The 12,329-nt window shown below is 70.7% G+C and carries 10 protein-coding genes and 1 tRNA gene; 6 read left to right on the plus strand and 5 right to left on the minus strand.

Annotated elements, in window-relative coordinates; translation table 11 throughout:
- From SPOPO_RS0115315 to SPOPO_RS0115325, 3 genes are read right to left on the minus strand one after another with little or no spacing between them, the layout of a single operon-like run.
- Complete coding sequence (locus SPOPO_RS0115315; RefSeq protein WP_019875740.1) at positions 1–690, minus strand: PH domain-containing protein; 690 nt, start codon at positions 688–690, stop codon at positions 1–3.
- Positions 687–1,244, minus strand: a complete 558-nt coding sequence (locus SPOPO_RS0115320) for an NUDIX hydrolase (protein WP_019875741.1) — start codon at positions 1,242–1,244, stop codon at positions 687–689. The genes SPOPO_RS0115315 and SPOPO_RS0115320 overlap by 4 nt, the downstream gene beginning before the upstream one ends.
- Positions 1,241–2,605 (minus strand): zinc-dependent metalloprotease, encoded by a 1,365-nt coding sequence (locus tag SPOPO_RS0115325; protein WP_019875742.1) that lies wholly within the window; start codon positions 2,603–2,605, stop codon positions 1,241–1,243. The genes SPOPO_RS0115320 and SPOPO_RS0115325 overlap by 4 nt, the downstream gene beginning before the upstream one ends.
- A 98-nt stretch (positions 2,606–2,703) precedes the next feature.
- Here SPOPO_RS0115325 and SPOPO_RS0115330 point away from each other — a divergent pair, with 98 nt between their 5' ends.
- From SPOPO_RS0115330 to SPOPO_RS0115340, 3 genes are all read left to right on the plus strand, one after another.
- Positions 2,704–3,822, plus strand: a complete 1,119-nt coding sequence (locus tag SPOPO_RS0115330; protein ID WP_019875743.1) for an NAD-dependent epimerase/dehydratase family protein — start codon at positions 2,704–2,706, stop codon at positions 3,820–3,822.
- Between the two features lie 76 nt (positions 3,823–3,898).
- Complete coding sequence (locus tag SPOPO_RS0115335; RefSeq protein WP_019875744.1) at positions 3,899–4,324, plus strand: molybdenum cofactor biosynthesis protein MoaE; 426 nt, start codon at positions 3,899–3,901, stop codon at positions 4,322–4,324.
- A 30-nt stretch (positions 4,325–4,354) separates the two neighbouring features.
- Entirely contained in the window at positions 4,355–5,416 is a 1,062-nt protein-coding gene (locus SPOPO_RS0115340; RefSeq protein WP_019875745.1) for a YlbL family protein, read from the plus strand.
- Positions 5,417–5,459: 43 nt separating this feature from the next.
- Here the strand turns inward: SPOPO_RS0115340 and SPOPO_RS29800 are convergent, their stop codons facing one another.
- Complete coding sequence (locus tag SPOPO_RS29800; protein WP_211210908.1) at positions 5,460–6,134, minus strand: PPA1309 family protein; 675 nt, start codon at positions 6,132–6,134, stop codon at positions 5,460–5,462.
- 165 nt (positions 6,135–6,299) lie between these two features.
- Here SPOPO_RS29800 and SPOPO_RS0115350 point away from each other — a divergent pair, with 165 nt between their 5' ends.
- Complete coding sequence (locus SPOPO_RS0115350; protein ID WP_019875747.1) at positions 6,300–9,332, plus strand: UPF0182 family membrane protein; 3,033 nt, start codon at positions 6,300–6,302, stop codon at positions 9,330–9,332.
- A 137-nt stretch (positions 9,333–9,469) separates the two neighbouring features.
- Positions 9,470–9,546, plus strand: a tRNA-Met gene (locus SPOPO_RS0115355).
- 76 nt (positions 9,547–9,622) lie between these two features.
- Here the strand turns inward: SPOPO_RS0115355 and SPOPO_RS0115360 are convergent.
- Entirely contained in the window at positions 9,623–10,903 is a 1,281-nt protein-coding gene (locus SPOPO_RS0115360; RefSeq protein ID WP_051098374.1) for an ATP-binding protein, read from the minus strand.
- Positions 10,904–10,987: 84 nt separating this feature from the next.
- On the opposite strand from SPOPO_RS0115360, the gene SPOPO_RS0115365 reads away from it, so the two are divergent.
- Positions 10,988–12,292 (plus strand): cytochrome P450, encoded by a 1,305-nt coding sequence (locus SPOPO_RS0115365; protein ID WP_169577203.1) that lies wholly within the window; start codon positions 10,988–10,990, stop codon positions 12,290–12,292.
- Positions 12,293–12,329: the final 37 nt, after the last annotated feature.

The raw sequence follows: 12,329 nt of genomic DNA on the forward strand, positions 1-12,329 counted from the left end.
TCAGGCCAGCGCCGCGGCGACGGCACAGGCCGCCGTCCAGAGCACCAGGTAGGTGACCGCCTCCGGCACCCCGTAGCTCGGGCGCGGGTGGATGACCGGGTCGGGGACCGGTCGGTCCTCGGCGTCGGCGGCGAGGTCGGAGACCAGCGGGGTCGCGGCGTAGTCCTCGGGGAGCGGGTCGCGGCCGTTGCGGCGCGCGGCCTCGGCCCGGATCAGGGCGACCAACGCGGCGGGCCGTTCCTCGCGGGTCAGAGGCCCGGCGAAGGTGGGGCCGTAGAGCAGCGCGCGGGCGCAGTCGCCGTCGGTGCCGACGACCTCGACGAAGCCGCGGCCCCGGGCGTCGGCGACGTCCTCCCACGGCAGCGCGACCGAGGAGAACGCGTTGTCGAACCGGACGCCGGCGGCGTCGACGACGATCCGGGGGCGGAACAGGTAGCGGCGGATGCCGTAGGCCGCGGGTACGACGATCGCGCCGAACACCCAGCGGTCGGTGAACGCGTTGTCGGTGCCGCCGGACTCGCCGGGGTCGGCGAGCACCGTGACCGCCAGGGCGCCGATGACGAGCGTCAGGAACACCCCGACGCCGAGCACGGCGTGCTGGCGGACCGTCACCGGCGCGTCGTCCTCGAGGACGGCCGGGATCCGACCCAGCCCCAGCCCGCCCGAGCCGGAGGAGGAGGCGCCGCTCACCGGCCGGCGAGCTCGGCGCGGACGCGGGCGGTCCCGGCCCGGGCGAGGCGGCGTACCGCGTCGTCGGTGGGTTCGGGGATCTCGTCCGGGGCGAACCAGCCCAGCCGGATGGACTCCGGGCTGACCTGCTCGACGGCGTCGGGCGGCGCGATCGCGACGTACATGACGTCGAGGTGGTGCTCGACGTACGGCGAGCAGGGCGCCGCGTGCCGGTCGAGCAGGACGGGGTCGGGGAGGAGCGTCAGGGTCGCGATGCCCGACTCCTCGCGGGCCTCCCGCAGCGCGACGTCGGCGAGCGCGCGGTCGCCGGGCTCGCAGTGCCCGCCCATCTGCAGCCACATGTGGGCTTTCCCGTGAAAGGCGAGCAGCACCCGCTCGCCGGCCGCGTCGACGATGATCGCGCTGCCGGTCAGGTGCGCCGGCCGGCACTCGCGGGTCATCGCGTCGGCGTTCGCGCCGAGGAACGTCAGGAACGACGCACGGAGCTCCTGCTGGTGCTCGTCCGCGGGCTGATACGCCGTCAGAACCCTGACGGCGTCGGCATGCAGGCTCACTTCTCGGGGTTGTCGTCGCCCTCGGCGTCCCTCGGCCCGGAACCCGGCGGGGGCTGCTCCGGCGGGGCTTCGCCGAGGCTGCCGTCGAGCAGGCTCGAGATGTCGAGGTCGCTGCCACCGGCGATCTGCCCGGCCTCCACGAACGCCGCGGGATGGTCGAGGTCGTCGGCGGTGGGCAGCAGGTCCGGGTGCACCCAGAGCGCGTCGCGGCCGTCGACGCCGCGCGCCTCGGTCAGGCGCCGCCAGAGCTCGGCGGCCTCGCGGAACCGGCGTGGGCGGAGCTCGAGGCCGATCAGCGTGCCGAAGGTCTGCTCCGCCGGGCCGCCGGTCGCGCGGCGGCGGCGGACGGCCTCGCGCAGCTGCGGTGCGGCGGCGAGGTGCTCGGCCGCGGCGGCGCCGGCGACCTCGTCGACCCAGCCCTCCACGAGCGCGAGAATCGTCTCCAGGCGCGTGAGCGCGGCTCGCTGCGCGGGGGTGTTCTCCGGGGTGAACATGCCCTCGTTGAACGCCTGGCCGATGGCTTCGGGGTTCGTCGGGTCGAGACCGGAGACGATCTCCTCGAGCTTGTCCATCTGCACCGAGATGCCGCGGGCGTAGGACTCGACGGCGTCGAGGACGTGCGCGCGCAGCCACGGCACGTGGGCGAACAGGCGCTGGTGGGCCGCCTCGCGCAGGGAGAGGAACAGGCGGACCTGGTCGCCCGGGACGCCGAGGCCCTGCCCGAAGGCGGCCACGTTCACCGGGACGAGCGCGGCCCGCGCGGGCGGGCCGAGGGGCAGGCCGACGTCGGTCGCGCCGAACACCTCGCCGGCGAGCGTCCCGAGCGCCTGGCCGACCTGGGCACCGAACATCGCGCCGCCCATCTGCTTCATCATCCCCATCAGCGGGGCGGCGGCGTCACGCATCTCCTCGGGCAGCTGGCCCGGCAGCGCGCCGCCCATCGCCTCGACCACCCGGGCGGCGACCGGCTCGACGAGCTGCTTCCACACGGGGAGCGTGTGCTCGATCCACTCCGCGCGGCTCCAGGCCAGGGACGCGTTCGCGCCGGCCGGCATGACGGTCAGCGGGTCCAGCCAGAGCTCGGCCAGGCGGATCGCCTCGTCGACCTCGGCGCGCTCACCGGCGCCCATCGAGCGGTCGCCGCCGGCGGCCGCCACGGTCTTGCGGGCGACGTCCTTGGCGAGGTCCCAGTTCACCGGGCCGCCGCTGTAGGACAGCATCTGGCCGAGCTGGGTGAACATCGCGCCGAGCGCGTTGGGGTCGCCGCTGAACAGGGCGGCGAAGGGGTTGTCGGGGCCCAGGTTCTTGCCGGGGTCGTCGTCCCCGCCGCCCGGCATTCCGAATCCGAAGGGCACGCTCATCGCGGAAATCCGTCCCGGTCGGCGACAATTGCGGCGACACCCGAAGTCCTGGAGCGTGCGCTGCTCATGTTCTCCAACCTAGCCGGGCCCCGGCGGCGATGACTCCGCCGCAGCGGCAGGTTCGCTCTGAGCGCACGGGGACGCGCCCGGCGGGCCGGGCCACGGGCAACTCAGGCAAGTCGACCGGCAAGGCGCCGAAGCGGTGGAGCGCGGCGCGCGCGACCGCGGGGCGGGGAACCGGCCGCGGGCTGGTCGTCGCGATCACCGGCGCCGACAGCGGACTGGGGCTGCGGCTGGCGGAGCGGCTGACCGGCCACCCCGAGGTCGCGGAGCTGCGCCCGATCGCCACCGGCGAGCCGCTGGTCGCGGACCGGCTGGCGGGGGCGTCGGTGCTGGTGCACCTGGAGATCTCCTTCGCCGCGGAGCCGACCGTGGCGAACGTGCCGGTCGCGGCCGCGGCGCTCGATGCGGCCGGGCGCGCGAACGTGCCCCGCGTCGTGCTGTGCACCTCGGCGATGGTCTACGGCGCGGACGAGGCCAACCCGCTGCCGCTGGACGAGGACGCCCCGCTGCGCGCGGCCCCGGAGCGGGGACTGGTCGCCGAGCTGATGGAGATCGAGGACCTGGCCCGCTCCGCGCGGCCGGCGGACGGCTCCGGCGCCCCGGCGCTGACCGTCCTGCGCCCGGCGATGCTCGTCGGCGGCGGGACGGACACCGTGCTGACCCGGCACTTCTCCTCGACGCGACTGCTGCACCTGCAGGGCGTCCGGCCGGCCTGGCAGTTCTGTCACGTCGACGACCTGGTCTCGGCGCTGGAGTACGCCGCGCTCGGGAAGGTGACCGGCGCGGTCACCGTCGGGTGCGAAGGGTGGCTGGATCAGGAGGACGTCGAGCTGGTCGCGGGGCTGCGCCGGATCACGCTGCCGTCCTCGCTGGCGTTCGGGGCGGCGGAGCGGCTCGCGCGCCTCGGCGTCGGCGCCCCGGCCTCCGAACTGCGGTACGTCGCCTACCCGTGGGTGGTCTCCAGCGACCGGCTGCGCACCGCCGGGTGGCGCGCGCGGTACGACAACGTCGCCGCGCTGGAGGCGATGCTGACCGATCTCGGCGCGCGTCCGGCGAACGCTCACCGGGCATCCCTTGGCGCGGCCGGGGCAGCGGTCGCCATGATGGGGACGGCGGCGATCCTGCGGCAGGCCCGCCGCCGGCGGCGCGCATGACCCCCCATGGTCCGAAACCGCCCGGGAACTGCTCGGGAACTGGCCGAGGCGCAGCCCTGACGAGAAGAGGCGAGGAATGAGCGACGCGGTACGGCTGGTCGAGATCCGGGACGTCCCCCTGGACCCGGCGGAGATCCTCGCCCTGGTCGAGGACCCGGCCGCGGGCGGCATCTCGATGTTCGTCGGCACGGTCCGGGACAACGACCAGGACAAGAACGTGACCGGCCTGCAGTACTCGGCGCACCCGACCGCCGCGGACAAGATGCGGGAGATCTGCGAGCGCATCGCCGCGACGCACGACGTCATCAAGGTGGCGGCCGTGCACCGGGTCGGGGACCTTGACATCGGCGGGCTCGCGGTCGTCGTCGCCGTCTCGACCGGGCACCGGGGCGAGGCGTTCGCGGCGTGCAAGGAGCTCATCGACACCATCAAGGCCGAGACGCCGATCTGGAAGCACCAGCTCTTCACCGACGGTTCGACCGAGTGGGTCGGTACCCCGTAGGGGCCAAGCACGCTCACGTAAGGTTCCTCCGTGCTGAACCGACTGGGCGCGCGTCAGGCGCGGAACGTCACGCTGTCGGTGACGGGCGTGCTCCTGGCGGTCATGGTGGCGTGCCTGCTCCTGCTGCCCGTCCCGTACGCGCGGCTCTCGCCCGGCCCGGCCACCGACACCCTCGGTGAGGCCAACGGCAAGCCGCTGATCGTGATCTCCGGGCGGCAGACCTTCCCGACCACCGGCAAGCTCGACCTGACGACGGTCGCGATCAGCAACCCGAGCCACCGGATGAGCCTGTTCGAGGCGATGCAGGGCTGGCTGCAGTCCGGCGTCGCGGTCGTGCCGCGGAACACCGTCTACCCGGACAACCTGTCGGCCGAGGACATCGAGGCCCGCAACGTCCAGGAGATGGCGCTGTCGCAGACGCACGCGACCGCGGCGGCGCTCAAGCAGCTCAAGATCCCGTTGGTCGGGAACACCGTGGTCGCGGCCCTGACCGAGGGCACCCCGGCCTGGGGCAAGCTCCAGGTCGCGGACCGGATCCTGCGGATCGACGGGGTGAAGGTCACCGGCCCGGCGCAGGTCGTGGAGCTCGTCCGCAAGCACAAGCCGGGGGAGCAGGTCGCGTTCGTCCTCGAGCGCGACGGCAAGCGGGTCAACCAGACCCTGACCGCGGCGGCGAACCCGGACGACCCGTCGATCCCGTTCGTCGGGATCACCCCGGACGTCGACTACGAGTTCCCGTTCTCGGTGACGATCTCTCTGGACGACGTCGGCGGCCCGAGCGCCGGGCTGATGTTCGCGCTCGGCATCGTCGAGCGCCTGACGCCGGAGGACATCACCGGCGGCCGGCACATCGCGGGGACCGGCTCGATCTCCGACGACGGCGTCGTCGGCAAGATCGGCGGCATCCAGATGAAGATCCTCGGCGCCCGCAAGGCCGGGGCGACGGTCTTCATGGTTCCGGCCGGCAACTGCCGCGAGGCCGCGGCGAACCGGCCCGACGGGATTCAGCTGGTCCGCGTCGACACCCTCGACACCGCGGTGAAGGCGCTGACCGCCATCCGCACCGGGCAGGGCACCGTCCCGACCTGCTGACGCCGGGACGGCGGGGGTTCAGGCCCCGAGCGGAGCCCCGACCTCAGTGCCCGTGGCCATGCCCGTGCCCGTGGCCGTGCTCGTCCTCGTCGTGGCTGCAGCCGGGACCGTGCTCGTGGCCGTTGGCCGCCGCCGCGCGCTCCTGGGCGAGCAGTTCGCGCTCCTCGTCGGTGAGGTCCTCCTCGTTCACCTGCTCGTACTCGTACTCGCTGAAGGTGCCGAGCAGGGCCTCGAGCAGGCCGGGGGCGAGGTCCTCGCCGAAGAGGACCTCCTCGTCCTTGTCGTTGGAGCGCATGCGCAGGGCGCAGTCGCGGTGGCCGTTGCGCAGGACCACGGCGACGAGCCGGATCTCCTCGCGCAGCGGGTGGGCGGCGACGTAGGCCGGCATCTCGGGGGAGTCGTGGGGGATCGTGACCTCGACCTCGGCCGGGAGCACGAGTCGCTCAACGGCGATCGCGCAGCCCGTGACCTGCTCGCCCCAGGTGATCTGGGCGAGGATCTCGTCCAGGGGCATGTCGGGCAGGTCCTCCTGCTCGACCGGCGTGAAGGCCGGGGGCCGGTCGATGCCCATCCGCTGGAACTCCTCCATCAGGGAGGGTTCCTCGCGGAGGAGCGTGGCGGTCTCGACCAGGGCGTACAGCCGGGTCGGCTGGTCCCAGCCGCCCTGCGCGACGTGCTGCTCGATGTCGACCAGCGCGGAGTGGAGGAAGGGGTTCACGGCGCTCACCCTAGGCGAGCCCGGGCGGTGCGTCTTCGACCTCCTGAACGAAAGGACGAGGTGATTCCCGGTGTGACGCGCCGGGGCCGACCGTCGGGAACCCTCGGGACGCTCGGTAAGTTGCCCTGGCACGGCCAGATGATCTAGCGAGACAGGACGGCTGGCGTGACCTTCAATCCCCCCGACGCAGGGTCGAGCGGTCGGCGACCCTTCAGCACCGGGCGTAAGCGACCCAAGGCGCTCATTCCGACGCTGGTCATCCTCGTGATGCTGCTGTTCGGATTCGGCGTCTTCACGTCGTTCATGACCGATCTGCTGTGGTTCCGCTCGATCCAGTACACGGACGTCTTCACGACGCGCCTGACGACGCGGATCGGCCTGTTCCTCGTCTTCGGCCTGCTCATGGCCGTGCTGGTCGTGGCCAACATCGTGATCGCGTACCGGCTCCGGCCGGCGTTCCGCGGCATGTCCGCCGAGCAGCAGAACCTCGACCGCTACCGCGTCAGCATCGACCCGTACCGGGTGTGGCTGGTCGTCGGCGTCGGTGCCGTGCTCGGCATCCTCGGCGGCACCTCCGCCGCCGGTGAGTGGCGCACCTGGCTGCAGTGGCGCCACGGCACGAGCTTCGGGGTGAAGGACCCGCAGTTCAACAAGGACGTCTCCTTCTACGTCTTCGACTACCCGTGGTGGCGTTTCATCCTCGGGTTCTTCTTCGCGATCGTCCTGGTCTCGCTGCTCGCCACGGCCGTGACGCACTACCTCTACGGCGGACTGCGGCTGCAGACGCCGGGGGAGAAGTCGACCCCGGCCGCGCAGGCGCACATCTCGGTGCTGCTCGGTCTGTTCGTCCTGCTCAAGGCCGTCGCGTACTGGCTGGACCGCTACGGCCTGGCGGTCCACGGCGGCGGGTTCGAGCGCGTCACCGGGTGGACCGGTCTGCGCTACCGCGACGTCAACGCGTTGCTGCCGGCCAAGACGATCCTCGTCGGCATCGCGCTGATCTGCGCCGTCCTGTTCTTCGCCAACGTGTGGCGGCGGACGTGGATCCTGCCGGGCCTCGGGCTCGGTCTGCTGGTCCTGTCCGCGGTCCTCATCGGTGGCGTGTACCCGGCGATCGTCCAGCAGTTCCAGGTGCGCCCGAGTGAGGTCACCCGCGAGGCGCCGTACATCGACCGCAACATCCAGGCGACCCGGACGGCGTACGGGATCGCGGACGCCGAGGTCACCGAGTACGACGCCAAGACCACGGCGGAGGCCGGGGCACTGCGGGCGAACGCGAACACGACGGCGAGCATCCGTCTGCTCGACCCCAACATCGTCTCGCCGACGTTCCAGCAGCAGCAGCAGATCCGTGGCTTCTACTCGTTCCCGGACACACTGAAGATCGACCGGTACAACGTCAACGGGCGGACCGAGGACGTTGTCGCCGCGGTGCGTGAGCTCAACCTCGGCGACATCCCGCCGGAGCAGCGCAACTGGGTGTCCGACCACCTGATCTTCACCCACGGCTACGGATTCGTGGCCGCGCGCGGCAACACCGTCAACTCCGACGGCGGTCCGAACTACCTCTCGGGCGGGATCTCCGCAACCAATGAGTTGGTCGGCGAGTACGAGCCGCGCATCTACTTCGGTGAGGAGTCGCCGGAGTACTCGATCGTCGGCCGTTCCGACGGCGCGAACCGCGAGTTCGACTATCCGGACGACACCAAGCCCAACGGCCAGTCGAACAACACGTACGCCGGCAAGGGCGGGGTGCCGATCGGCAGCTTCTGGAAGCAGATGCTGTACGCGGTGAAGTTCCGCGAGCAGAAGATTCTGCTCTCCTCCGACGTCGACACGGCCTCGAAGATCCTCTACATCCGTGACCCGCGGGCGCGGATCGGGAAGGTTGCGCCCTGGCTCACGCTGGACGGCAACCCGTACCCGGCGATCATCGACGGCCGGGTGCAGTGGATCGTCGACGGCTACACGACCAGCGGTAACTACCCGTACGCCAGTCGCACGACGCTGGGGACGGCGACCGAGACCACGCTGACGACGGCGGACCGTCGGGTCATCGCCCCGCGTGACGAGGTCAACTACATCCGCAACTCGGTGAAGGCGACGGTCGACGCCTACGACGGCACGGTCAGCCTCTACACGTGGGACGAGGAAGACCCCGTCCTGAAGACGTGGAAGAAGGCGTTCCCGGACTCCGTCAAGGAGAAGAGCGAGATCCCCGACGCGCTGATGTCGCACCTGCGCTACCCGGAGGACCTGTTCAAGGTTCAGCGGGAAATGATGGCCCGTTACCACGTCACGGACGCGGAGACCTTCTACGGCCGGGCGGACTTCTGGCAGGTGCCGCGGGACCCGGGCACCGGTGACAGTCAGACCGCGCTCGGCGTCGCCTCCGACACCGAGGCCCAGCCGCCGTACTACCTGACGCTGCAGATGCCGGGTCAGAAGGAGCCGGCCTTCTCGCTCTCGACGGCGTTCGAGCCGGCGGGGCGTCAGCAGCTCTCGGCGTTCATGGCGGTCAACGCGACGCCGGGGGCGGAGTACGGCAAGATCCGCGTGCTCCAGCTGCCCCGAAATACCACCGTGCCCGGCCCGAGACAGGTGCAGAACGAGATCAAGGCCGATCCGGGCGTCAACGCCGAGCTGCTGGCGCTGCGCGTCGGCAACAAGGTGACGTTCGGGAACCTGCTGACGCTCCCCGTCGGCGGTGGCCTGCTCTACGTCGAGCCGCTGTACGTCCAGGCCGCGACCGGTACCTCGTTCCCGCTGCTGCAGCAGGTGATCGTCGCCTTCGGCGACAACATCGCCATCGGCCGCAGTCTCGGGGACGCCCTCGACAAGGTCTTCGAGGGCGACTCGGGGGTCACCACGCCGGACGAGACGCCCAGCGGTGGTGGCAACAACAACGGCAGCTCGGGCGGCGGACAGAACGTCAACGCCCAGATCGCGTCCGCGATCGCCGACGCCCAGAAGGCCTACTCCGACGGCCAGGAGGCTCTCGCCAAGGGTGACTTCGCGGCCTACGGCAAGGCCCAGGACCGGCTGGAGGCGGCGCTGAACAAGGCCGCGAACCTCCAGAACCGGCGCGGCGGCGGAGGCGGCGGGGGCAACAACGCCCCGGTCGCGACCCCGACCCGGCCCGCACCACCGGACCCGACTCCGGCACCACCGAATCCGACCCCGCCGGCCGACACGTAGCGGCCGACCGACGTCGCAGCGTCCGCGGTGCGGGAGCTCACCCGCTCCCCGCCTCGGGCGCTGCGGCCGTTAAGCCTCCCGACCCACCCCCGAATTTGATCGCGCTCCCATTGCTGGTAATCTGACGGAGTCATCGACGCGGGGTGGAGCAGTTCGGTAGCTCGCTGGGCTCATAACCCAGAGGTCGCAGGTTCAAATCCTGTCCCCGCTACCAAGGAAAGTACGGATCGAGGCCCTGATCGCCGGCAGGCGGTCGGGGCCTTGTTCGTTCCGGTCGTCAGACATTCGGTTCAGGGACCGAGGAGAGCGGCGGGAACCACGGCGATTCCGTCGCGGCGGCGGTAGGCGGAGGCGCCTGGGGTGAGGACGACAGCGTCGCGGAGGTCGTCGCCGATCTGTTCGCGCAACCACGCCAGGTGCTTGACGTCGTCGTCGTCGACCGCAGCGGTCAGTTTGATCTCAATCGCGACGACGGTGCCGTCGGCGTTCTCGACGATGAGGTCCACCTCGCGCTCCCCCCGGTGGAGGCGAAGGTGGCCGACCTGAGCTTCGTTGTGCTGTGCGTAGATTCGCACGCTCTGGGTGACCAGCGATTCGAACAGCGCGGCGAGCATCGCGACGCCTTTGCTCGCCGCTGCGCCGCGCCCCAGCAGATTGGTCTCGTCGATCCCGAGCAAGGTGGTGGCCAGGGCGGGATCGGCCAGGTGATGTTTCGGTGCGGCGGCCACCTGGTTGATCGGCCGCGCCCGCGGCATCCAGGCGGGAATCGGGTCGAGGACGTACAAGCGCTCCAGGGCGTCGCGGTACGGAATGGTCGTGGTCCTGGCCGGCTTCTCACCCTGGCCGGAGGTGGCGGCGTCGCGGATGGTCTCGAACGACGCGGTGGTGGCGGAGGAAGCCGCGTACGCACGCAGCCAGCGTTCGAGCGCCGCGGGATTGCGCACCGAGCGTCCGAGTTCGGCCATGTCGCGATCGATGACGCGCTGCACGTAACCGGCGAGCTGACCGCGCCGGAGCCGGGGCGACAGGTCGCGGATGCCGGGGAAGCCCGAGCGCACGATCTCGGCGGCATAGCCGGACAGCGTGACCTCGCAGGTGCCGGTGACCGGAGGGAGCTCACCGGACAGCAGCGCTCCGAGCGAGACGGTCGGCTCAGCGAGGCCACGTTCGACCAGGCTCTGGGGCCGCATGCGGAGGACGAGGATGGGCCCGGCACCGCTGTGGGTCCCCGGGTTCGTCTGCGAGGCCGACCCGGTCAGGAGGAACTGTGTCTCCGCCCCGGCGTCGACGGCTCGGCGGACGACGTCCCACGACTGGGGGAGATGTTGCCATTCGTCGATGAGAACGGAGTCGCCGCCGAGCAGGAGCGCGGGCTCGGCTTCGATGAGCGACCGGACGGCCGGATCGTCGAGAGCGAAGGCAATCGCCGCCCGCTCCGCAGCGGTTGCGCTCTTGCCCACCGCCTTGGCGCCGACCAGAGCGATGGCTGACGCTCCTTGGCCGATCAGAGCGTCGAGCTCCTCGTCGATGACCCGCCGCCGGTACAACGGCGCACGAAGGGTCGGTGGCATGGGCCAAACGCTACTGTTTCGTATTCTCCAACGCTACATTTTCGAGCCCGTGAGCGCTGCCGATTCGCCTCCCTGTACCGGGCGGTGCGGCGCGACGCTTTACGTGCGTTCAGGTTAGGCTGTACAAGCGTTCAGTATTTCGGTAGCGTTTTTACCGATTCACTGAGGGAGGGCGCTGTGGCGTTTCTGGACGACGAGTTCCGGCTGGACGACCCGAGCTTCTACGCCGGTGATCCGGTGCCGGTGTACGCCCGGCTGCGGGCCGAGGCGCCGGTCCACCGGTACGAACCGCTCGACCTGTGGGTGCTGAGCCGGTACGAGGACATCCGCCACGTCTCGCGCACGCCGGAACTCTTCTCCTCCGAGAGCGGGCTCGTGCTGAACGACATCAAGTACGACCAGAGCATGGTCAAGATGCTGTTCCCGCCGGACGCCGAGAACCTGATGGCCAGTGACCCGCCGCGGCACCGCCAGCTGCGCAAGATCATCGTCACGGCCTTCACGGCGAAGATCGTCAACACGATGGAGCCCAGGATCCGGCGCATCGCAACAACGCTGCTCGACCGCATCACCCCGGGTGAGCCGATCGAATGGGTCGAGGACATCGCGGTCCCGTACCCGCTGCTCGTCCTCAGTGAGCTCATGGGCCTGCCGGGGGACAACATTCCCGACCTCCGCACGTGGGCGGACGACACCACAGCCGTGGGTCTGCCGCTGACCCAGGAGGAGTTCGAAGCGATCGTCCGGGACCTGATGAACTCCGCCGCCTACTTCGGCGAGCAGTTCGCCCAGCGCCAAGCCTGCCCTGCCGGTGATCTGCTGACTGGCTTGCTCGACGCACAGATCGACGGGGAACGCCTGAACGAGGTCACACGGCTGATGTTTTGCCAGTTCTTGTTGGCAGCCGGCGGCGAGACGACCCGGCACCTGTTGTCCAACGCGCTTCTGACCTTCCTCGATCATCCGGAGCAGCACGAGCTCCTGATCAACGATCCCGGTCTGGCCTCGACGGCCGCCGACGAACTGCTGCGCTGGATCACACCGGCGATGGGATTCGTCCGCACTGCGAAACAGGAGACGGAGATCCGCGGCCAGCACATCGGGGCGGGCGAACGGGTCTACATGCTGTACCCGGCAGGCAACCGTGACGAGGAGATCTGGCCCGCGGCCGACAAGCTCGACCTGGCGCGCGAACCGGACCCGATGCACCTGTCGTTCGGGTTCGGTGAGCACTTCTGCATGGGGGCGGCTCTGGCCCGCATGGAGATTCGTGTCTTCCTCGAGGAACTGATGGTGCGTCATCCGCGCTTCGCCCTCGCCGGCGAGCCGCGCCGCCAGGACAGCGTCCTCTTCAACGCGTGGGAGTCGGTACCCGTCGTGTTCGGCTAGACCGACGCCGACCGGTAGCAGAACTCGAAACACCGCC

It is taken from the genome of Sporichthya polymorpha DSM 43042 (assembly GCF_000384115.1).
Taxonomy (GTDB): Bacteria; Actinomycetota; Actinomycetes; order Sporichthyales; family Sporichthyaceae; genus Sporichthya; species Sporichthya polymorpha.